The organism is Lactiplantibacillus herbarum (genome assembly GCF_001039045.1).
GTDB lineage: Bacteria > Bacillota > Bacilli > Lactobacillales > Lactobacillaceae > Lactiplantibacillus > Lactiplantibacillus herbarum.
Window position 1 is genome coordinate 40,626 of sequence record NZ_LFEE01000042.1, and the last position, 20,770, is coordinate 61,395.

Annotated in this window: 23 protein-coding genes; 13 read left to right on the forward strand and 10 right to left on the reverse strand. The window is 44.0% G+C overall.

Annotated elements, in window-relative coordinates:
- Positions 1-67: 67 nt before the first annotated feature.
- The 3 genes from ACG95_RS12800 to ACG95_RS12810 all read right to left on the reverse strand — a co-directional run bounded on the left by ACG95_RS12800 (position 68) and on the right by ACG95_RS12810 (position 3,269).
- Complete coding sequence (locus ACG95_RS12800) at positions 68-331, reverse strand: hypothetical protein (RefSeq protein ID WP_048000905.1); 264 nt, start codon at positions 329-331, stop codon at positions 68-70.
- A 199-nt stretch (positions 332-530) separates the two neighbouring features.
- Positions 531-1,733, reverse strand: coding sequence for an NAD(P)/FAD-dependent oxidoreductase (locus ACG95_RS12805; protein ID WP_048000906.1), 1,203 nt, complete (start codon positions 1,731-1,733; stop codon positions 531-533).
- Positions 1,734-2,072: 339 nt separating this feature from the next.
- On the reverse strand, positions 2,073-3,269 hold the full coding sequence (locus ACG95_RS12810; RefSeq protein ID WP_048000907.1) for an acetate/propionate family kinase: 1,197 nt from the start codon (positions 3,267-3,269) through the stop codon (positions 2,073-2,075).
- 185 nt (positions 3,270-3,454) lie between these two features.
- Between ACG95_RS12810 and ACG95_RS12815 the strand changes: the two genes are divergently transcribed.
- The 6 genes from ACG95_RS12815 (at position 3,455) to apf (ending at position 9,472) form a co-directional block, all read left to right on the forward strand.
- The gene (locus tag ACG95_RS12815) at positions 3,455-3,823 is read left to right on the forward strand and encodes a hypothetical protein (protein WP_048000908.1); all 369 of its coding nucleotides are present in this window, start codon (positions 3,455-3,457) and stop codon (positions 3,821-3,823) included.
- A gap of 233 nt (positions 3,824-4,056) precedes the next feature.
- Positions 4,057-6,432, forward strand: coding sequence for an ATP-dependent DNA helicase (locus tag ACG95_RS12820; protein ID WP_048000909.1), 2,376 nt, complete (start codon positions 4,057-4,059; stop codon positions 6,430-6,432).
- Positions 6,422-7,138 (forward strand): hypothetical protein, encoded by a 717-nt coding sequence (locus ACG95_RS12825; protein ID WP_048000910.1) that lies wholly within the window; start codon positions 6,422-6,424, stop codon positions 7,136-7,138. Before ACG95_RS12820 ends, ACG95_RS12825 begins: the two co-directional genes overlap by 11 nt.
- Positions 7,135-8,058 carry a sce7725 family protein gene (locus tag ACG95_RS12830; RefSeq protein ID WP_048000911.1) on the forward strand — a complete coding sequence of 308 codons (924 nt, stop codon included), beginning with the start codon at positions 7,135-7,137 and terminating at the stop codon, positions 8,056-8,058. The genes ACG95_RS12825 and ACG95_RS12830 overlap by 4 nt, the downstream gene beginning before the upstream one ends.
- 2 nt (positions 8,059-8,060) lie before the next feature.
- Positions 8,061-8,435: a glycine cleavage system H family protein gene (locus ACG95_RS12835; RefSeq protein ID WP_048000912.1), complete on the forward strand. Its 375-nt coding sequence runs from the start codon at positions 8,061-8,063 to the stop codon at positions 8,433-8,435.
- Between the two features lie 407 nt (positions 8,436-8,842).
- The gene (apf, locus tag ACG95_RS12840; RefSeq protein WP_048000913.1) at positions 8,843-9,472 is read left to right on the forward strand and encodes an aggregation-promoting factor; all 630 of its coding nucleotides are present in this window, start codon (positions 8,843-8,845) and stop codon (positions 9,470-9,472) included.
- Between the two features lie 845 nt (positions 9,473-10,317).
- On the opposite strand, the gene ACG95_RS12845 is transcribed toward apf, so the two are convergent.
- The 6 genes from ACG95_RS12845 to ACG95_RS12870 form a co-directional block, all read right to left on the reverse strand.
- On the reverse strand, positions 10,318-11,388 hold the full coding sequence (locus tag ACG95_RS12845) for an ABC transporter substrate-binding protein (protein WP_048000914.1): 1,071 nt from the start codon (positions 11,386-11,388) through the stop codon (positions 10,318-10,320).
- A complete protein-coding gene (locus ACG95_RS12850) occupies positions 11,385-12,200 on the reverse strand; it encodes an ABC transporter permease (protein WP_048000915.1) in 816 nt (271 codons plus the stop codon). Before ACG95_RS12850 ends, ACG95_RS12845 begins: the two co-directional genes overlap by 4 nt.
- Complete coding sequence (locus tag ACG95_RS12855; RefSeq protein WP_048000916.1) at positions 12,200-13,030, reverse strand: ABC transporter permease; 831 nt, start codon at positions 13,028-13,030, stop codon at positions 12,200-12,202. The genes ACG95_RS12850 and ACG95_RS12855 overlap by 1 nt, the downstream gene beginning before the upstream one ends.
- A 12-nt stretch (positions 13,031-13,042) precedes the next feature.
- Positions 13,043-14,140, reverse strand: coding sequence for an ABC transporter ATP-binding protein (locus ACG95_RS12860; protein ID WP_048000917.1), 1,098 nt, complete (start codon positions 14,138-14,140; stop codon positions 13,043-13,045).
- A 54-nt stretch (positions 14,141-14,194) separates the two neighbouring features.
- Complete coding sequence (locus ACG95_RS12865; protein ID WP_048000918.1) at positions 14,195-14,737, reverse strand: helix-turn-helix domain-containing protein; 543 nt, start codon at positions 14,735-14,737, stop codon at positions 14,195-14,197.
- Positions 14,738-14,988: 251 nt separating this feature from the next.
- The gene (locus tag ACG95_RS12870; protein WP_048000919.1) at positions 14,989-15,456 is read right to left on the reverse strand and encodes an ASCH domain-containing protein; all 468 of its coding nucleotides are present in this window, start codon (positions 15,454-15,456) and stop codon (positions 14,989-14,991) included.
- 181 nt (positions 15,457-15,637) lie between these two features.
- Here ACG95_RS12870 and ACG95_RS12875 point away from each other — a divergent pair, with 181 nt between their 5' ends.
- The 7 genes from ACG95_RS12875 to ACG95_RS12905 all read left to right on the forward strand — a co-directional run bounded on the left by ACG95_RS12875 (position 15,638) and on the right by ACG95_RS12905 (position 20,037).
- A complete protein-coding gene (locus ACG95_RS12875) occupies positions 15,638-16,123 on the forward strand; it encodes a GNAT family N-acetyltransferase (RefSeq protein WP_048000920.1) in 486 nt (161 codons plus the stop codon).
- A gap of 3 nt (positions 16,124-16,126) precedes the next feature.
- Complete coding sequence (locus tag ACG95_RS12880) at positions 16,127-16,654, forward strand: GNAT family N-acetyltransferase (RefSeq protein ID WP_048000921.1); 528 nt, start codon at positions 16,127-16,129, stop codon at positions 16,652-16,654.
- A gap of 93 nt (positions 16,655-16,747) precedes the next feature.
- The gene (locus ACG95_RS12885) at positions 16,748-16,933 is read left to right on the forward strand and encodes a hypothetical protein (RefSeq protein ID WP_048000922.1); all 186 of its coding nucleotides are present in this window, start codon (positions 16,748-16,750) and stop codon (positions 16,931-16,933) included.
- A 391-nt stretch (positions 16,934-17,324) separates the two neighbouring features.
- Positions 17,325-17,681 carry a GntR family transcriptional regulator gene (locus ACG95_RS12890; protein WP_048000923.1) on the forward strand — a complete coding sequence of 119 codons (357 nt, stop codon included), beginning with the start codon at positions 17,325-17,327 and terminating at the stop codon, positions 17,679-17,681.
- Positions 17,678-18,571, forward strand: a complete 894-nt coding sequence (locus tag ACG95_RS12895; RefSeq protein WP_048000924.1) for an ATP-binding cassette domain-containing protein — start codon at positions 17,678-17,680, stop codon at positions 18,569-18,571. Before ACG95_RS12890 ends, ACG95_RS12895 begins: the two co-directional genes overlap by 4 nt.
- An 11-nt stretch (positions 18,572-18,582) precedes the next feature.
- Entirely contained in the window at positions 18,583-19,596 is a 1,014-nt protein-coding gene (locus ACG95_RS12900) for a hypothetical protein (RefSeq protein WP_048000925.1), read from the forward strand.
- Positions 19,597-19,608: 12 nt separating this feature from the next.
- Positions 19,609-20,037 carry an NUDIX domain-containing protein gene (locus ACG95_RS12905; RefSeq protein ID WP_048000926.1) on the forward strand — a complete coding sequence of 143 codons (429 nt, stop codon included), beginning with the start codon at positions 19,609-19,611 and terminating at the stop codon, positions 20,035-20,037.
- 287 nt (positions 20,038-20,324) lie between these two features.
- On the opposite strand, the gene ACG95_RS12910 is transcribed toward ACG95_RS12905, so the two are convergent.
- Positions 20,325-20,675 (reverse strand): type II toxin-antitoxin system RelB/DinJ family antitoxin, encoded by a 351-nt coding sequence (locus ACG95_RS12910; RefSeq protein ID WP_082137373.1) that lies wholly within the window; start codon positions 20,673-20,675, stop codon positions 20,325-20,327.
- Positions 20,676-20,770: the final 95 nt, after the last annotated feature.

Consider the following 20,770-nt stretch of genomic DNA (forward strand, 5'->3'; position numbering starts at 1 on the left):
CAGACCATTAACCTAAAAGTCACTCGTAATCACGCTAATTTAGCGGACTGCGGGTGACTTTTTATGCTTAAATTAATGCTGTAACAATAAAAAATTTAACGTTAGCAATGATAAACAATCCAAATACAAGCCCCATACTAAGATGATTCAAACCCTGCCGATCCGCAGTATTGGGGAATAGAATAAAGTGCAAATCTAATATCAGCAGCGAACTAAACGCACTGACCGTCAGCCACCAAACCGTATTAGCCATCAGTGTAATCAGTAGTATGGCAGCAACGCCAATAATAAAACCCTGACGCCATCGAAGTGCAGAAAACTTTGATAACATAACATATTACCCCCTCCTTTAACCACATCATACGAGGGCTGACATCAAAGCGTTAGGCAATACATTTGTAACTTAACTGTTCAAATATTGCAGTCCTAAACAACAAAAGGTAGCGTACTCAGGCTTGGATAAGCTCCGTGTACACTACCTTTTAGGCAATCATAATTGCTAATTTATTTATTTTTAAACCTATAACTTTCTAGTGATATAGATCAAAACGCCCCTTGCTGAAGACGGTCCCTAGATGGGCACTTTCCATCAATGAACGGTCCGTAATAATCTTCTTCAATGCTGAAGCTGGGTAGCCATGTACTGGTTTGTTACTGCTGAAAACTTCACCGATCCCATCGCGGTCACTCAATGAGGCCACGGTACCGCTAGATTCATACTTGAACGCCGTCGTTGCTTGATCATGGCGTAGAGCAGCAATGTTCTTGGCCGCTTGTTCACCCGCAGCTAACGCAATTTGAGCCGTGGTTGGGTATGGACGGTTACTTTCTGGATCCATTACAGCTGAGACGTCTCCGACAATGAAGACTTCAGGATGATCATCTAATGATAGATCGGGTTTAACCACAACACGGTTACGGCGTTGTTCAAAACCAGAATCCGCAATCACGTGTGATCCACTAACCCCAACGGTCCAAATAATCGTGTTGGCCGAAAATTCATGTTCTTGCTTGTCCGTATCGCTGTAAACGACGGCACCTGGCTTAATAGCTTCAATAATTGAACCTAAGCGCATCTCGACGTTGTTCTTTTCCATGAACTTCAAGGCATAGTCCCGCAATTCTTGCGTAAACATTGGCAAGATCGAAGGCATCCGTTCCAAACAAACTAGCTTGATAGCGGGTGTTTGGTACTTCGCTTGTAATTTTGGTAACGACTGGGTTAATTCGCCCAACAATTCAATCCCAGTAAAACCGGCACCACAGACTGCGATCTTCAAGTCATTCTTATCTTGCGTCGTCTTGTATGCCTTGATGCGATCTTCAATATGTTGATAGACCGCTTCAGAGGTTGCCAAGTCATCCATTGGTAGCGCATTTTCATCCGCACCAGCGACACCGAATGTTTCAGACTGGAAGCCCAATCCTAAGACAAGATAGTCATAGGATAAATCCGCGTGATCTTCAAAACTAACTTGTTTAGCTTCAATATCCACGTGCTTTACGGTCGCTTGGACAAATTGTACCCGTTTCCCAATGATGTCTGGAATTTGATAAGTAATCCGCTCAGGTGCAATCGTCCCCGCTGCGACCTCATGAAGATTCGTCTTCTCCGTATGAGTCGCCGTCTGATCAACCAGTACGATTTCGTCCTCAGTTGGTAAGCTCTTCTGCAAAAACTTAACGGCACGCATCCCTCCGTAACCTCCACCCAATACTAAAGTTGTTGCCATAATCTATTAACCCCTTTCATCACGGGCTTAACGTGATGCCAAAACGCACTTTATCACTAGACCTAATCGCGTTACGTCAATCATCATCAACCCATTTATAGCCTGATAACTATACTTACATGGTACACTGTTCTTTCACAAAATTCAGCTAAAACGGCATACTATTTTCATTGTTTACAATTAATTTGTTAACTAAGCAAAAGACGAGCTCTTCAACAGCTAATTTTGCGATAAAAACACCCTTTATTCGACTTTAATAACTGCTTATAGGCAATCACTCACTTCTCACGCCAACCAAAAAAATCATTCCTGCATAATCGCAAGAATGATTTTTTAGTTTTATTCAGTTTTAGCAAGTCGTTCGACATCACGAACAATCATCAATTCTTCGTTAGTAGGCACAACCATGACCGTAACCGGTGCATCGTCTTGGCTAATAACCTGTTCTTCACCGTGCATGTGGTTCTTTTCGTCATCAACAGTCACACCGAAGTAACTTAATTCATTTAAGATCCGTTCACGAATCATCCATGAATTTTCACCGACACCAGCGGTAAAGACTAAAGCATCGATCCCGTTCATTTCGGCAATGTAGCTCCCCACGTACTTCACAACCCGATTAACAAAAATTTCGATTGCTAATTCAGATTGTTCACGGGTTTCCTTAGTCTTATCAAGGTCACGCATATCTGGTGACAAGCCTGAAATCCCAAGTAAACCTGATTTGTGATTCAAAATATCCACAAAGTCTTCAACGTCTTTGATTCCGAGGTGACGCATTAAGAATGGAATCAAAGAAGCATCGATGTCACCAGAACGGGTACTCATTGTAATCCCAGCTAATGGTGTGAAGCCCATTGACGTATCAACGGCCTTACCGTGATCAAACGCCGTGATTGAAGCTCCAGATCCAAGGTGTAATGTGATTAATTTCAATGAATCTAGCGGTTTGCCTAATAATTCAGCCGTCCGGTTAGCAACGTAGCGGTGGCTAGTCCCATGCGCACCGTACTTACGGGCACCAAACTTTTCGTAGTATTCATAAGGAATACTGTATAAGTAATTGACCTTAGGCATGTCCGAATACAGTGATGTATCGAATACAGCGACCTGAACAGCCTTTGGTAATAAATCACGGAATACTTCAATATAGTAAGCCTGCGTTGGATTATGTAGCGGCGCATACTCAGATAAATCCTTGATTTGTTTCAAAGTCTTAGGGGTAATCACAACGGAATCTTTAAATTCCTCGCCACCCGCAACGACGCGGTGGCCAACCCCAGTAATTTCGCTCAAATGTTCCACGATATTGTCACTCTTTAAACGAGTAAGAACCATTGCTGCGGCTTCTTTGGCGTCAATATTATCCTTAGTTTCAGAATACTTAGTGCCATCCGCTTTTTTAATCTTAAATACTGATTCTGGTAACCCTAACCGGTCTACCATTCCTGATGCGATCACCGTTTCTTCGGGAACGCTAAATAGTTTCCATTTTAAAGTTGAACTGCCGGCGTTAATTGCTAAAATTTTTGCCATGACTATTTCCTCCATCCATCATCAAGTGCCTACTGCCAGTTTATCCAATTATGGATGCGCTTTCAAGGCCTTTTTCACAAACTCTTAGTTTTCCTTAACCATAACAACTAAAACGCTTGCATATTGTTGTTTTCATAAGTCTAAATTAACGTATAATAGCCGTAAATGAAAGCGAGGTGTTTGTGATGGCAAAAAAATCATTTTCTTGGACGCTCAACAACTTGTTTGCCGCCCTACTGCTACTCGTTGGTTCGGGACTGACCGTAACGGCACTAACCATCAGTTTTGGTAGCTGGATTAGCGTTGAAGCTATCGTTACGGCTGCCATCCTAGGATTAGTCGCACTAATTTTTCTTCACCCGGCACCCATCAGTGCCCTTGTCCCGATCACTATTCTGATTAGCCTCGGCATAGGTTACGCGACCTATTTCAGTACAACTTCACACACTTGGCTAATGACCAGTTTAGCCGTCATCATCACGGCTAGCATCATCGGTTATGGATTACGATTAAGACAGACTATCCGACAGCGCCACAGCCGTTGGTACCGCTGAGTTAGTATTAGTTTGACTGATCAAATTAATCCTTTTTACTTCTATAATGTATATTAAGAAACCAATTCAGCTTAAAGGCCTAACTCAAAATAAGCGACTTCAGTAATATCACCATTCTGGAGTGGCTTATTTAGCTTGCCAATTTATTAGTCCCAAAACGTTCACCCACAGGCAGACAAAACCGAACAGATGTTTTATAATGAAGGATAACTAATCTCAGAAAGGACACCCCAATGACAACTAAGATCGGTATTCGCCAACTCGTTGAATTTGTACTGCGGCAGGGCGATTTAAATGAAGTTAAAAATAGCCAGAACACCGCCCTCAACGGTGCCAATATCCACCGTCAGTTGCAGAGTACCCGGGGTGCCGACTATGAGAGCGAGGTCTATCTTAAACAGACCGTCAGCATGAACGATACTGACTACATCATTTCCGGACGGGCTGACGGTGTTCAGCTCAACGATGATGGCGCTCTGATTGAAGAAATCAAGACATCAGATCAAGCATTCACTGATTTGACCCCCAATACCCAAACACTCTACTGGGGACAGGTACAAGTTTATGGTTACCTGCTATTACAGGATCATCCTGAACTTGACCAAGTGACCTTACAGTTAACTTATTTTCAGGTTATCGCTGAAAAGATCACTAAGACGCAAAAAATCATGCACCGTGCGGAACTAGATACTTTCTTCAAAGACCTGATTACTGAATACGAATACTGGCTAACCCTGCGTGCCGACCTCCGGCAAAAACGAAATGCTTCTATTCAAGAATTGCCCTTTCCGTTTCCCGCATTTCGACCGGGACAACGAGAACTAGCGGCAGCGGTCTATAAAGCGATTCGCTTACAAAAGCGGCTTTTCGTGGAAGCTCCCACAGGAACCGGTAAGACGATTTCGACACTATTCCCCGCCATCAAAGCAATGGGCGAGGATCAGATTGAACGTCTATTCTACTTCACTGCTAAGCAGAGCACCCGCCACGTCGCTGAAGAAGCCGTGACCTTGATGAGTCAAGATGGTCTGCAGATCAAGAGTATTACCTTAACGGCTAAGGACCAGATTCGCTTTCCTGAGGAACAGGATGTTCTGCCTGAAGATAATCCATTCATGATTGGTTACTACGACCGCCTCAAGCCAGCGCTCAAAGATATTCTGACACACGAGAACCAACTTACCCGGCCCGTGATTGAAGACTATGCACGCAAACACACCGTTGATCCGTTTGAATTCTCACTGGATATCTCACTATTCTGTGACATTGTCATCTGTGACTATAATTACTTATTCGATCCATTAGTCTACTTGCAGCGATTCTTCAGCGAAAGTGACGACGAAAACTTTTTTCTCGTCGATGAAGTTCATAATCTCGTCAGCCGAGCCCGCGATATGTACTCGGCTACCGTTAGCGACCAACCAATTGGCCATCTGCTAAAGCTAGCCAAGCCCGATAAGAGTCAACCAAGCGACGATCTGCAGCGAGAACTTAAAAAAGTTCGCCGCAGCTTTACCCGTATCAGTAAAACGCTCGTTGATGATGAGGTTACGGAACAAGTCTTGCCAGATCCGCCCGATAAATTACTGCGCACACTCCGCATGTTCAATGAGTTTATATCCGACTGGCTCATGAAGCAGAAGCCTAGTGCCTTGCTCGATGCCGTTCGTGACTACTTCTTCGCTTGCCTTACCTTTGTCAAAATCGGTGACCTCTACGATGGTAGTTATCAGACGCGCTTCGTTATCGAAGATCGGCACCTAACCATCAAAGAGCTCTGCCTTGACCCTAGTGATTTCTTACACCGCTCGCTGCAACTCGGTTCAGGGGCCATCCTTTTCTCGGCAACCCTCTCACCAATGGATTACTATCAGCGAGTTCTGGGCGGTCAGGGTAACAGCATTGCCTACCAACTGCCATCACCCTTTCCACCAAAGCACCAAGCAATTCTAGTCACTCAATACGTTCAAACGACTTACCGCGAACGTGAACATAATATAGAAAGAATCGTTGCTAGTATCCACGCAATGCTGACAGCCAAAACCGGGAATTACCTTGTCTTCTTCCCGTCTTACGGCTATTTAACTCAGATTGCCACTGCCTTTAAAGCGACTTATCCTGATATTGCGACGACCATGCAAGCACCGACAATGGATGCGGCTGCACGCCAAGCCTTCTTAGACCAATTCACAGATGCTCCCGAGCAGACTTTGCTAGGATTCTGTGTCCTGGGTGGTATCTTTTCAGAAGGAATTGATCTCCGTGGTGAACGTTTGATTGGCGTCGCTATCGTGAGTGTCGGCTTGCCCGGTATCAACGCTGAAACCAATCTGATTCGCGATTACTATGACCATCAAAATGGCCAGGGATTTGCTTACGCCTATCAATTGCCAGGCATGAATAACGTTTTACAAGCCGCGGGACGCCTGATTCGCAGTATGACTGATACGGGGATCATCCTATTACTGGATCAACGTTTTGCCAGTCGCCGTTACGCGGAACTCTTCCCACCACACTGGCAGTATTTTCAAACGATTGACTCGCTACCTCAATTAGCAGCAACGATTGGTAACTTTTGGCAACAGACGGAGGATTCTCATGAAAACTAAACTCACGCGCCAATTAGAAACTACCCTCTATCAGTATTGTCTGGAACAGGGGGCCTACGTTGTCGAAGAGGTTGCGATGCCTGACAATCAGGGTATCGTTGACACGCTGAGTTATCAGCAACTTCCCGATAACCAGGTCGAGTGGCGTTGTTATGAACTCAAAGTGACTAAGGCAGACTTTCATTCTAAGGCTAAGTTGTCATTTATCGGCCACTATAATTACTTTGTCTTGCCGCAAGCACTCTATGAAGAAGTGCAGGCTGAAATTCCGAGCCATATTGGCGTATTGAGCTACCGCGCTTTTGATCAGCGCGCACTCGACCTTTCTCCCCAGCCATTACGCACACCCGGATTCTTAACAGTTGTCAAAAAAGCGCAATATCAAGACTTGCAGGTTGACCAACTTCCTTTGATCAGTCACTTTATTACGTCTTTATTTCGCGAAGTCGACAAGGCCAAACGGGTCAAAAAAGGACTTCAGCTCTATTCAGATGACCAATTATTTAAGGAACTGAAAAAAAGAGCACGAACGGGTTACGACGTTTACGATCCTGAACAAAACATATACGACCGCTTTATCAAGGACACTCAGACTGATGCCATTACAGCGCTACAAGCTGAATTAGATGCCCGCAATGCTGAGTACCAAGCGTTACAACTGAAGTATCAGGAACTACTAGCACCTAATCTGAGGGAACACCTATGATAACTTATTACCCTTATTTTCGCGGGCGTATGTATGATTTACTCGCACTCAAAGCCCTTTGTGAACAGAAGCAATTGGGACCACAGATCATTCCCGTTATTGAACCGGTGCGAGATTCTAAAGAATTACAGCAACTTGTTCAGGCGTTTATAAATACGCAACAACCTTTTAGTCTCATTGCTAATCCGCAAGTTAGCGTGTATGGTTTAAATACGGTTAAACGGTTTCCGTTACCAGACTTATCTAACGCGCCGTTTTATCACCCAGGAGCGATTCTCGCTGCAGATTTTAGTAGCGCTTTTGTACACACCGAGGTCGGACAAACCAGCTTGCTACTCGCACCTAACTTTCCGTTACTACAAGCTTATCAGGATACCGAGGTCCTAAATCAAGTCAGCGGTGTCCTGATTCCAAATGAAGCCCGACTACATCAACTGGTCTCCAAACAAGCCATTTTATTGACCGACTCAATTGTTCCACCACATCACTCAGACGAACCTGATCTGATTGATAGCTACTTTTCATCGGCATTCTGGGCACACGTACCAGTTGGTTATCAAGGTTTCGGCGACTATTCCTTAATGGGCAGCACTTACTTTGATCACGGGATGCCCTCGCGAGCCATCACTCTGCATATTATCTATGTGACAGTTGATGGCACCTTACGAATACACCATTTTGTCTCTGATAGTAATGACAGCATGCGTGGGCAGAAGCAGAAATTTTTCGAAGCGCTCCACAAATTAACCGCTTGGGCACCACCTTATTTAACCGGAATCAACCAGACACCAGCCCTGAATGAGTTACTCGCTTATGCAACTACGACTAAATTTCCGGGCCTCGGAACCATTAAGAAACTTGCAATCATGCACCACCTACAACTCATGCGTCGGTTACTGGCGCTTAATATAGGAGCGTAATCATGGCACAACACGAATCTGCTTGGAAACAAATGATTAACTATTATCGGACTGATTATCAAGAAAAGCACGCACCCATGCTTTACGGGAATGTCTGGATAACAACCAAATCTCACCAACGCTTTGTTCTTGGACTCACTGATTCAGCAACCGCAACATTCACCAACATCAATCAGGTTGAACTTCCAGCAGCTGGTGATCACTTAGCGGCTGGCGAAACGCTCGTGACGATTACCGCTGATGGTAGCCAGCATGTCATTACCACACCATTCAGTGGCACCGTTAAGAAGTGCAACACAGCGTTAGATACTGATCCAGCTGTGTTAAAGGCCACTAAACAGGCTAAAAACTGGCTCATTCAGCTAAAAGCAGACTAATTAGTTACTTACTAATAATAAGTAACGGTGCTTGGTAATAGATTCATCAATTATCAAACAAATATCACCTGAATTTATTAATTTTATTCACGAAAAGTCCAATTACCAGCGTAATAGCCTGATAATTGGGCTTTTTCAGTACATATATCGTAGTTATCCCATCTAATAGTCAGTCCCCTAATTACTCAAACCGGTTAATCAAGCCGATTCGCAGTGGTTAATCCCCTGCGTTATATTACAAAAGATTACAAAAAAGCCCGTTTATTACAATTAACCGTTGATTTCGTAAAGTTCCTGCTATTTCACTGTCACAATCAGCAGTTATACTAGGTTTATTCAATGCGCTTGGGAAACATTACGGGGCCAAGCCAAATTCGGACTAAAAAATAGGAGTGTACAATTACATTATGAAGATTAAGAATGCTTTATTATCAACTGCTGCCGCTACTGCTAGTCTCTTTGCCATTGGTGCAACCGCCCAAGCTGCTACGGTAACTGTAAAATCAGGGGACACCGTTTCAGAAATTGCTTCAAAAAACAATACAACGGTTGACGCTATCCAAAAAGCTAACGACTTAAATAACGTTAACTTGATCTTTGTTGGTCAGCAACTAGAAGTAAATGGTGACAATACAGCTGCTACTACGTCAACTACAACGACGCAAGCAACTCAAACTTCAACGACTACTACTAGTCAAAGCACTCAAGCTAGTCAATCAAGCCAAGCTAGCCAAACACAGAGTTACAGTGCACCAGCTACTACTACCACAACTGCTTCAACACAAAGCTCAACGTCAAACTACAGCAATAACGGTTCTGACAGTGCTGCAAAAGCATGGATTGCTAACAAAGAATCTGGTGGTTCATACAGTGCTCGCAACGGCCAATACGTTGGTAAATACCAATTAAGTTCTTCATACTTAAACGGTGATTACTCTGCTGCTAACCAAGAACGTGTTGCTGAAAGCTACGTTTCTTCACGTTACGGTTCATGGTCAGCTGCTAAGAGTCACTGGCTTTCAAACGGCTGGTACTAAAATTCTAGCTTAATCTAAAAATTCAATTGATAACGGGTGTGCGATTTAATTCGCCACCCGTTTTATTTTGCGCTAATTACTGTTTCACTATATTGATTCCATTCATATGGGTAAGCAACCGCTCGTAACTGCTATAATATCCACCTTGTTAGCTAAAAACCTTCTATTATTTTAAGCATCTTTTTTTACATTACTTCTATAGTATAGAAACAAAATTCCAATCGGCTACTAAAGGTTGAAAGTCCCAAAACAACTTAAACCATTGATTTAACAGTGAGTCTTGGATGAAAATTAGTATCAGTGCTTAATTCTCCGCGCCCGTCAGCCATGAAATCGTGTCATGGGGAACGGCCCCAGCCAAACAGCGGTCTGGGGCCTCGCTTCAAAGCCTTAAAGGACAATCTTTTGAAGACGTCCCGCAACCGCAAGCTAAGGCGGCCAAGAACGCCGTCTTAGCTTGCCTTCATGACACATTTCCCGGCTGACTCCGCTTAAAACGGAGGCAATCTCTAGCTCCTTGGTTATACGTAATTCGCTTGATCGGAACTAAAGTTAAGCACGACTATCGTAATTAACAACCAGTCTAGACGGAGGTGGGCAGTACTAGCGATGCTGTGAAGGTGGCGTTAGTTCGGTGATTTTCCGAAGTTAGGCCACGGACGTCCTTGGTCATTGGCGATTTTTGCTAAGGGCCAAGACGAGGGTTAAGACCGCTTCTCAGGCTTAACCCGGTCCCAACAAGTGAGCTAGTACGGACCACCGGAAGCGAAAGTTGTGTCTAGTTTTAACTTTTAGACCACAAGCATACCAACACTTTCAGCAAATAATTAACTTTTAACCTTTAGTTAATGGTGCATTTTGAATTCGAGATAGCGGTCGTTATACAAACCGACTTTGGCTGGTGATAAATCTTGATAGATCTGCAAATGCTTGATCGTATTATCATCAGGGTAGAACTGTTTATCTGTTCGAATCGCTTTAGGTAATAGAGCCTTCGCTGCTTTATTAGGTGTCGCATAGCCAATGTATTCAGCGTTTTGAGCTGCGTTCTTCGGTTCGCTCATAAAGTTTAAGAAGGCGTAGATGGCCTTGAAATGTTTAGCGGTTTTGGGAATGACTAAGTTGTCAAACCACAAGTTGCTACCTTCAGAGGGAACCACGTAATGTAGGTGCGAGTTACTTGCGAGCATTTCGCTGGCTTCACCCGACCAATCCACAGCAACGGCCGCTTCATTTTGAATCATGTACATCTTGATTTCATCGGCGACAACGGCCTTAACGTTTGGCGACAGTTTATTCAACTTATTACGTGCCGCTAAAAGCGTGGCTGGATCAGTCGTATTCAAGGATTGATTCATGGAAGCTAGTGCAAATCCCATGACATCACGGGCACTGTCGATCAACATGATTTTATTGCGGTATTTGGTCTGCCACAAGTCGTTCCAGTGATTGATACTTCCTGGTTTGACGTACTTATCATTGTAGATAATACCCAACGTGCCCCAGAAATAAGGCACCGAATAACGATTGTGCCGGTCAAAATCAAGGTTCATGAAGCGGGAGTCGTAATTACTCATCCCGGTCAGCTTGCTCTTATCTAAGGGTAAAAGTAAGTTGGCTTTTTTCATCTTTTCAATCATGTAGTCACTGGGAACGGTTAGGTCATAGCTAGTCCCGCCTTGCTTGATCTTGGTGTACATCGCTTCATTGCTGTCGAAGGTTTCAACGTTGACGTGATAACCCGTCTCTTTTTGAAACTTCGTCAACAAGCTCGGATCAATGTAATCGCCCCAAGTATATAAGTTGAGTACCTTTTTACCGGTACTCCCAGAACTTGTCTGTAACTTTTGGGCACCGAATGCCAGTAAGCCACAAACGACTAACAGGCCGAGGATAATACTAAATAGTTTTTTCATTTCCGCCGCCCCCTAACTTTTGGTCGCCGGTGTCGACTGCTGTACTGGTTGACAAAGTAGTAGCCAATCACAAGTACGAGGGCCATCAAGAACATCAGGCCGGACAGTGCGTTGATTTCCAAGTTGATACCTTGGCGAGCCCGTGAGTAAATCTCGACGGAAAGGGTAGTAAAGCCGTTTCCAGTCACGAAGAAGGTCACCGCAAAGTCGTCGAGCGAGTACGTCAATGCCATGAAGAATCCGGAGAAGATGCCGGGCATGATGTAGGGTACGATAATCTGACTGAGGAGCTGCCAGTTGTTAGCTCCTAGGTCAGCGGCCGCGTCGAGCAAACTCGAACTCATTTCCTGAATCTTTGGTAAGACCATCAACACAACGATTGGAATCGAAAAAGCGATGTGGCTGAGCAAAACGGAGCCAAAACCGAGTGGGATTTTTAACGCTGTGAAAAAGATCAAGAAGCTGGCCCCAATAATAACATCGGGCGAAACCATCAGGATGTTATTCAGTGACAATAACGTGCTACGAGTGATCGGTTTGGTTGTGCTATTGATGCCCAAAGCTCCCAAGGTTCCAATCACGGTGGCTAAGATTGACGATAACAGTGCAATTAAAATCGTATCTAAAAAGATGGCAATTAAACGACTGTCAGCGAATAGATCCTGATAGTGTTGCCAAGTAAAACCGTGAAAATTATTCATGATCGTACCTTGGCTGAATAAATAAACGACTAGAAAGAAAATGGGCGGGAAGAGCACGATGAAGACGAGCCACAAATAAAGGTTACGCCATTTGAAATTACGAAAGGTCATTATTTAAGCCCCCTTCGTGTCCGTCGTTTGCCGCCATTTGTCAGCCACATAATGATGACCATGGCGATGATCAGGACGACGCCAATCGTGGAGCCCATGCCCCAATTCATGGTTGTTAGGAAATGTTCTTCAATCGCGGTCCCCAGCGTTATGACCTTATTGCCGCCGATTAGACGTGTCAGCATGAATAGGGAGAGCGATGGGATGAAGACGGCTTGAATCCCCGCCCGAACACCCGGTAATGTCAGTGGAAAGAGGACTCGACTGAAAGTCTGCCAGTTAGTAGCTCCCAAGTCACGACTAGCATTGACGTAAGAGGTGTTCAATTCACTGATCGAATTGTAGATTGGTAAGACCATGAACGGAATCTGAATATAGGCGGCTACAAATATGAAACTGAAATTAGTGAACAGGATCTGTTTGGGACCAATCCCGATAAAGCTCAGAAATTGGTTCGCAATCCCAGCTTGGCTGAAGATCCCAATGAAGGCGTACGCCTTTAATAGTAAATTGATCCAAGTGGGCATAATAATCAGGAGTAACCACAGCTGCGGATGCTTGGTTTCATTCAATAAATAAGCAGTAGGGTAGCTGATCAGTAAGGTCGCCAGTGTGATTAAAAAGGCGTACCAGACCGAGTTCAATGTCATCATCAAGTAAGTACTCGATGAAAAGTAGGTCTGATAATTAGCGAACGTGAATTGCCCGTTGATACTGAAGAATGATTGATAAATCAATAATAGGACCGGTGCGATAACGAATAGCACGATCCATAACATATACGGAATAAAGTAGGCCGTACTGCGGCTTAACCGTTGTTTTTGTTGCATCGATACGCCCCCCTAATCGTCTTCGTATTGTTCGAGGCGGGCGTCGGAGGACGCTTCGCTTTCGTTAAGCCGCATGACGTGAATGTCTTGTGGGTCAAAAGTCAAACCGATTGGTTCCCCCTCGGTGGCTGGGTTAGTTGAATGAACTAGCCATTCGTTACCATCCGTATCGTATGCGACGATTTCAAAGTAGTTACCACGAAATAGTTGTGAATCGACGGTAACCACGAGCTTGCCTTGATCTGCTGCCACGATGTCGAGGTCTTCTGGTCGTAAGACGATTTCGACGTTTTCGTTGGGCCGCATGCCAGCGTCAGCACATTCAAAATTTTTACCGACGAAGCTTACTTCAAAATCTTGAATCATTTGACCGGGGATAATATTACTTTCACCGATAAAGTTGGCGACAAAGTGATTGATCGGTTCGTCATAAATGTCGACGGGGGAGCCACTCTGTAGGACTTCGCCAGCGTTCATAACAAAAATCTCGTCACTCATAGCTAAGGCTTCTTCCTGGTCGTGAGTCACGAACAGGAAGGTGATGCCGAGACGTTGTTGCAGATCCCGTAGTTCGTACTGCATGTCTTTACGCAACTTGGCATCGAGTGCGGACAGGGGTTCATCTAATAATAGGACTTTTGGTTGCATCACCAGTGCCCGAGCGATGGCGACCCGTTGCTGTTGACCACCGGAGATTTCACTGATTTCACGTTCGCCAAAATCAGCGAGTTGAACCATCGCCAGTGCTTCTTGGACGCGTGTTGCGATTTCATCTTTCGGTACCTTATGTAGTTTTAGTCCGAAAGCCACGTTTTCCGCCACGTTCATGTGTGGAAAGAGGGCGTAGTCTTGGAAAACGGTGTTAACTTGTCGTTGGTTAGCGGGCAGATTGTTGATGACCTGACCATCGAAATAGACTTGGCCAGAAGTCGCGTCAGTGAAGCCAGCAATTGTCCGTAGAATAGTTGTTTTACCACAGCCGGATGGGCCTAACAGCGTATAGAATTTACCGGCTTCGAGTTCTAAATTAATCTTTTTTAAGACTTGATGGTCACCATAACTCTTGGTGACATCAGTTAAACGAATGATTGGTTGTGTGTTAACCGCCAAAGTGAAGACCTCCTCTAATTGTTAGCCAATAAATTTTGGCTAGCTAGTTCTCAATTATAAGTAGGACGCGGTCGTGACCAAGGTGAACGTACAGGACGTCGATCCTTGGTTACGAATTTGATGCGTCTCAGTAGCGTGAAAATAAAGCGTATCACCCGCGCTTGCAGTGTGACACTGTTCTCCTAATTGTAAGCTCAAAGTGCCGGTTTGAACCATAATAAAGGTTTCCGCCGGCGAAGGCTCAAAAGATTTGAAGCGACCGTTGGGAGCTAGCGTAATGGTGACCGGTTCGAGCTGATTCTCGTTGGAGGCCGGTACGAGCCATTTAACGCGGTAACCGCGGGCTTCATCGTCATAAGTGGTCTGTTCTTCAGGATGGTACACAATTTTACGGGGCGGCTGTTCCAACGCAAAGAATTCAGCGGGGTTACTACCTAGAACGGCTAAAATAGCAAAAAAAGTCTCCATTGAAGGTGATGACTGGTTATGTTCCAGTTGGGAAATATACCCCTTACTCAAGTCGGTGCGTTCACCGAGTTCTTCTTGGGTCAGCTGTTTTTGAATCCGTAAATTGTGGATATGTTGACCGATGTCCATGACATTCACCTCGAATCGTTGGTTTTGTTAAAGTAAACAATAAGTTTAGTACGACCTTTAATTATAGCGGAAATTTTAGTTGTGACAAGCGATTTTGAGGTCGACTTTTAAATAAATTCAACGTCCAGATTGCTGGTCTTCATTGGTATAGTTGAAAGTTGGCATGGCGACTGTTCTAACTAAGAAGCCATAGAATCTGATGCCAGCAAAAAAGCCCAAGACACATGGTCTCAGGCCGTTATCGTTATTCATTAGTCTGCACGGTAAACGACTTCGAAGACTTCGCTAACCATGGGTGTGTCAGCGTCAAGTTTACGATCATGCGCTTCCAGATTAGGGGTGAATTCTGCTGTCTTGATCTTGCGCCAATCGGCAAGGGTCCGGTCACCGACAGCTTCGTGATAAGCGTGTTCGGCTGAAACTCGGTAAAACGGAATCAATTCTGAAACGACCGTTTTAAGAATAGCTACGGGTTTCATATCGCCATCTAATAAGACGTTATAATCACCGGCTTGAGGGATTGCGACACGTTCTGCCGTGTAATCATCCAGTGGTGTCGTTGTGGCTGTTTGGGTACCAGCCAAGATCCCATCTGTTAGAGCTTGGACTTCGGCGGGGTTACTCTGTTGACCGAACCACCGTGTTTGATAAATGGTGCCGTTAGTATCGGTTGTTTCATTATAAGCTTTCCATAATTGTTCTGCTGATTGTGCTGGCATAAGCTTCACCTATTTTCGATTAGAATATTGAATTCAGAATATGTAACCGAATTCACAATTTAAGTATAGCATTTTGAGGGTTAAAACGACACGTTCACGCCTGCATTTTACTGGAAAATAAGGTTAGCCAACTATTCATAAATATTTGCTATAATGATGATACTAATTAGGAGGCGAGTATATGGAGATTACCCCAGTTAAAATGGCGGATTTGCCACAGATTATGGCGATTGAAAAGGCTGGCTTTTCGGAAGATGAAGCGGGTAGTGAGGTCGCTTATCGAGAACGGATTGAAAAGCTACAAGATACCTTCTTAGTTGCTCGCGACGGTGCGATTGTACTTGGTTTTATTGTTGGGCCCGCGGTTAAAGAACGCTATATTGAAGATGAGATGTTTGCGACGACACCGACAAATTTGGCTCAGGGTGGCCATCAGCTCGTCTTTACGTTAGCCGTCTCGCCATTAGTGCGAAAACAGCACATCGGTAGTCAGTTGTTAGCGGCATTGGCAACGGCCGCACAGGAAAAGGGTCGTACAAGTCTATCATTGACTTGTTTGGCCCGCTTAGTGCCTTTTTATGAACGCAATGGATTCACTAATCAGGGAGTAGCGGCATCTGAGCACGCCGGTGAAACTTGGTATAACTTAGAGAAAGTCTGGGATTAACTTATGAAATTAGCAACGTTACAGGAACAATTACCGAACTTCAAAATCAAACTATTAACTTTGGCTGATCAGGAAGCATTGATGCAGCTCGAACAGAGTAATCCGGAGTACCATCAGTATTTTTCACCGGAACCATTGACGGCGGCAGAAGTCGAACGTGATCTAACGGCTCATCCTGATGAATTGGCTGCAGAACAGAAACAAGTCTTTGGCTTTTACCTTGCCAACCATTTAGTGGCTGTTTTGGACGTCTTGAGTCAATATCCACAAGAACAGTGCTTGTTCGTTGGATTATTGATGGTCAATCAAGCTTACCAGCGTAAAACGGTTGGTAGCGTCATTGCCACGGGACTTATGCAAGCCGCTTTACAGAGTGATATTAAGATGATTCAACTGACTAGAGTGTCAGCTGATGAGGGTGTTGCGCACTTCTGGCAAAAACTGGGCTTTGAAGACGGCAATCAGTTGTTTTTACCACTGCAACATGGTGGCCGAATCGCTGTGACAACAATGACGCGAGTACTCCAATAGAACTCTAATCAAACTTTTAAGAAGGACGCTTATTAAGCAAACGGATTCATGTTAAACTCATTGTGACTTATAAATAGAAATGGGGTTAACACGATGATTAAGCATTGGGGAAAAACCGATACTGGCATGTTAGTCGCTGCGGTTGTCTTAGTGATGATGATTTTTGTTTTCTTTGGTCTGACAGCTAGTTTAACGATCAGTATTATTGGTTTTCCAATTAGTTTGATTGTGTTGATGGCGGTTATGGAATACGCTGCAATGGAACTACGGCGGAAGTAATGATAATAGAGTGTCTTCAGCAGGCGGTTAGGGACCGAGCATAGCCTAGGAGTGGTAAGGATTGCGTTCTTTTGCAATCGTTGCTGCTCCGTAGCTAAGCGGAGGTCGCTGCCTGCTGAAGCACGTTTCGGCTAGTAATAGTTCGTGGTAAAGCTTGGAATAAACATTCCAAGCTTTTTTATTTACTGAAAATTAAGAATTATAGAGTCTACCAGTTTTATCTATGTAGCTAGTGAGCTGTGTCGGGGTTTACGGTTCTTACTAGGGTTATTAAGTAAGGGATAACTAATGCCAAGATGGCTGCTGATCACTGATTTACCTTGTCAGTAATTACGGAAAGTTGTATGATTTCCTGAAGCAGTACAGCATAGTACAGTTGGGAGGCACGGTGATGCAGATTGATCATGAGAACGGTCAGCCGTATTATAGCCAGCTGGTTACGGGAATTAAACAAGATTTGGCTCATGGCATTTTGCAGGTCGGTGATCAGTTGCCGTCGGTGCGTGAAATGGCTCGGCAACACTTGTTGAAACCCAATACGGTGAGCAAGGCATACAAACAATTAGAAGCTGAGCACGTGATTCGAACAGTCGCGGGGAAGGGCACGTATCTGAATACGGTCGACCCGGAAGCGGTACAGATTGAAGTACGACAACAATTACAGCGAGTTGTGGATCAGGCGCAACAAGCAGGTATCAGTGTGGCTGAATTACAAGAATGGCTCAGAGAGATGGAGGAGATGGAATGAGTTTAGTTGTTGATAAGTTAAATAAACAAATTGACCACCAAGCAACTTTGGATCAGATCAGTTTTGAAATTCAACCCGGTCAAATCATCGGGGTGATTGGACGTAATGGTGTGGGGAAAACAACGCTATTTCGGACGATCAATGGTCAGTATTTGGCGGACACCGGTACGGTTTTGGTGGATGACCAGGTCGTTGCTGATCAACCTGAATTACGGACTCAGTTATGCTTCATCGATCCGTTGGCTAACTTTTTCAGAGGGGCAACAATCAAGCAAATTCAGTGGTATTACCAAAATGCCTACCCTGATTTTGATAATGAAAAATTTGAAGGCTTGTTAACGCGGTATGGTTTAACAACGAATCAAAAGTTACGACATTTTTCCAAAGGAACTTTCGGGCTCTTTACGATTATTCTGAGTGTTGCAACGCAGGCAACTTATCTATTCTTAGATGAACCGTTGGATGGCTTGGACGTGCTGACGCGGAAAAACATTCTCGGTATTTTAATTGATGAAGTGGCGGATGGCAAACGTTCAATTCTGATTGCATCACATAACTTGGCCGAATTAGAAGGGGTCATTGATCGAGCTTTGATGCTTAAAGATGGTCAGATTGTGAATGATTACCAGTTAGAGACGATGCGTAGCAATGCGCGTAAATTGCAATTGGTTTATCGGGATAAGCAGATTCCAGCAGTCGTTCGTGAATTAGGGCGAATCGTGCACGTTTCTGGTCGGGTGATCGTGGTGGTCTTTGAGGATTATACGGCGACGGTGCAAGCACAACTGGCGGCAACTGATCCGGTCTTTCAGGAAGAGTTACCATTGTCATTGACGGACTTGTTCTTGGCAAACTTGACGGATCAAACCGATTTTGAAGTGTTATCGTAGGGGGCGTTGAAATGACAAATCGTAAATTATGGCAATTATTATGGCGACATTATCGAACTTTACTACTGGTTGCCGGTGTATTAATTATATTAGCGGGGATTAAGGAAGGTTTTAGCGCCGTTCATGATCCCAAGCTATACCTAGTTGATTTCATGAATCAGCAAACTTTTGCCATTCCGAGTGGGGGTAATTTACGGGTGCTGGTTACAATTGTGGTCAGTTTTGTATTAGGACTAGTCTTGTTTTTGAGTGATAACTTCACTAATTTTGATCAGTATTTATTCAGCCTACCAGTAACGCGGCGGTGGATTTATCGGCGTAAAGTCGGCCTGTTAGTTGGAACGTTAACGTTAAGTTATGTTCTTATGGAAGGCAGCTATTTATTAATTATTCACCGAATACTGATGGCAAAGCATATCCAGATTAACTGGACTGCTAGTCTGTATGAGAGCCTAGAATCAATTGCAATTATCTTAACGTTAAGTCTGCTGGCAGCGACGTTTGGACTATGGGTCGGCCACGTGATGGCCAGTGCACTAGCCGGATTTATCTTTAGTTGTAGTTTAGTGTTTGCGTATAATGGTTTGATTAACATTGTCGCTGGTGTGACTGGTTCTAAGTATCATCAAGTAGACGTTTTGAATCAACTGAACGGTGATCATTGGAGCGGTCTGGTGACAATTGCAATAATCTGTTTAGGATTAAGTGCTTTCCTATACTGGTTGAATCAGTGGGCGTTCGAAAAGCTCTCACTTGAAAATAGTCGCGACTTTTTCCGCTTTCCACAGTTGCGGATGGCGGTACTGGTTTTTGCCATTGTGTACTTGATTGTGGCAATCAGCTGTTCTCAGTTTGGCTTGGGAATTTTAGGAATGATTACGGATCATTATCGCGAACAGATGCCATTACCAGCAGGAACTGTTATGACCGTGGCAGTTGCTTACTTGACGTGGAGCCTCGGTCGCTGGTTCCTGTATCGACCTGATAAGTTTCGGGATGTCTGGACGTTTAAACGATTAGAATAGGAGTGCTAAATAATGGCAAAACAACGATATGCGGTGATTCCCGCAGTTTATATGTTGATTAAAGATGCGGATGGAAAGACGTTATTTTTACGACGGCACTTAACTGGCTACATGGATGGCCGTTTCAGCTTGGTAGCTGGGCACGTTGAACAGGGCGAAACACCCGTGATTGCGGCAATTCGTGAAGCTCGCGAGGAAGTTGATTTGACTTTGAAGGCGAATGATCTGCAAGTCGTGCACACCTGTTACCGGCCACAAGTTGGACGCGTGGACTTCTTTATTCAAGTTGGTGCATGGGCGGGCCAACCGCGCATTATGGAAACTAATAAGTGTGATGAGCTACGGTGGTCGGCGGAAGTGCCGGATGAATTGATTCCTAGCTTGAAGCCAGTACTGCGAGCGATTGGTGAAGGTCAGCATTTCTCAACGTCGACTGAGTAGAATCTGCATTTAAGTAATATTGGTAATCATGAATAACGATATAAAAAAACAACCTAATTTGACTGAGACGGAAGCTGTTTCAGTGGAATTAGGCTGTTCTTGCAATGGATCTGTTTAAAGTGATGCCCGATTAATTGGACGTGATAGAATTGAATGGTCACCGGTAGCAAGTAGTGTTAGAACTTTATCAGTATTAATCTCATAAAGTAACAGCCAGTTGTTGCATGTCCAGGTGCTTTTTATATAATTTCTTGTAGTTACGGTCAAAAACTTTAGTTGTTTGAACCTTATTCAGCATCGGCTATGTCACATAAATTTTTTGAGTGAGCATGTAAGCCGGTGCGATTATACTGTTTTAAATTTTTAGATTGTGCTTCAATCAAAGCCGGATCCAGATCACTTAACTGGTTAGTAGGTCGAAATGGGAGCCCATTATCTGTAATCATTTGATTGATGAAAATTTTTAGAGCATCGTCTAAAGTAATTCCCATATTATTAGCAATTGTTTCTGCTTGTTGTTTTTGACTAGTGCTTAGATTAACAGTAATTCGAGTTGTTTGATTGCCTTTAGATGCGTTTAGCATAGGTAGTCTACGTGCTTGATAAGGTCCTGATGCAGTTATTTTAACATGAAGCATGGGCAAAGCTATTTAATTATGTTCTAAGAGTAACTGTTCTATGTAGAGACTTGTTTAGGATTAGGTTACTTTTGTGTAAATTAGTGAAGCAAAGT

Bases quoted from the DNA above. Each gene is read 5' to 3' on its own strand.
- ACG95_RS12890 (WP_048000923.1), top strand. From the start codon at position 17,325: ATGCAGATTGATCATGAGAACGGTCAGCCGTATTATAGCCAGCTGGTT.
- ACG95_RS12830 (WP_048000911.1), top strand. From the start codon at position 7,135: ATGATAACTTATTACCCTTATTTTCGCGGGCGTATGTATGATTTACTC.
- ACG95_RS12905 (WP_048000926.1), top strand. From the start codon at position 19,609: ATGGCAAAACAACGATATGCGGTGATTCCCGCAGTTTATATGTTGATT.
- ACG95_RS12875 (WP_048000920.1), top strand. From the start codon at position 15,638: ATGGAGATTACCCCAGTTAAAATGGCGGATTTGCCACAGATTATGGCG.
- ACG95_RS12810 (WP_048000907.1), bottom strand. From the start codon at position 3,269: ATGGCAAAAATTTTAGCAATTAACGCCGGCAGTTCAACTTTAAAATGG.
- ACG95_RS12910 (WP_082137373.1), bottom strand. From the start codon at position 20,675: ATGCTTCATGTTAAAATAACTGCATCAGGACCTTATCAAGCACGTAGA.
- ACG95_RS12885 (WP_048000922.1), top strand. From the start codon at position 16,748: ATGATTAAGCATTGGGGAAAAACCGATACTGGCATGTTAGTCGCTGCG.
- ACG95_RS12820 (WP_048000909.1), top strand. From the start codon at position 4,057: ATGACAACTAAGATCGGTATTCGCCAACTCGTTGAATTTGTACTGCGG.
- ACG95_RS12815 (WP_048000908.1), top strand. From the start codon at position 3,455: ATGGCAAAAAAATCATTTTCTTGGACGCTCAACAACTTGTTTGCCGCC.
- ACG95_RS12855 (WP_048000916.1), bottom strand. From the start codon at position 13,030: ATGCAACAAAAACAACGGTTAAGCCGCAGTACGGCCTACTTTATTCCG.
- ACG95_RS12800 (WP_048000905.1), bottom strand. From the start codon at position 331: ATGTTATCAAAGTTTTCTGCACTTCGATGGCGTCAGGGTTTTATTATT.
- ACG95_RS12805 (WP_048000906.1), bottom strand. From the start codon at position 1,733: ATGGCAACAACTTTAGTATTGGGTGGAGGTTACGGAGGGATGCGTGCC.
- ACG95_RS12835 (WP_048000912.1), top strand. From the start codon at position 8,061: ATGGCACAACACGAATCTGCTTGGAAACAAATGATTAACTATTATCGG.
- ACG95_RS12850 (WP_048000915.1), bottom strand. From the start codon at position 12,200: ATGACCTTTCGTAATTTCAAATGGCGTAACCTTTATTTGTGGCTCGTC.
- ACG95_RS12880 (WP_048000921.1), top strand. From the start codon at position 16,127: ATGAAATTAGCAACGTTACAGGAACAATTACCGAACTTCAAAATCAAA.
- ACG95_RS12870 (WP_048000919.1), bottom strand. From the start codon at position 15,456: ATGCCAGCACAATCAGCAGAACAATTATGGAAAGCTTATAATGAAACA.
- ACG95_RS12865 (WP_048000918.1), bottom strand. From the start codon at position 14,737: ATGGACATCGGTCAACATATCCACAATTTACGGATTCAAAAACAGCTG.
- ACG95_RS12895 (WP_048000924.1), top strand. From the start codon at position 17,678: ATGAGTTTAGTTGTTGATAAGTTAAATAAACAAATTGACCACCAAGCA.
- ACG95_RS12825 (WP_048000910.1), top strand. From the start codon at position 6,422: ATGAAAACTAAACTCACGCGCCAATTAGAAACTACCCTCTATCAGTAT.
- ACG95_RS12845 (WP_048000914.1), bottom strand. From the start codon at position 11,388: ATGAAAAAACTATTTAGTATTATCCTCGGCCTGTTAGTCGTTTGTGGC.
- apf (WP_048000913.1), top strand. From the start codon at position 8,843: ATGAAGATTAAGAATGCTTTATTATCAACTGCTGCCGCTACTGCTAGT.
- ACG95_RS12900 (WP_048000925.1), top strand. From the start codon at position 18,583: ATGACAAATCGTAAATTATGGCAATTATTATGGCGACATTATCGAACT.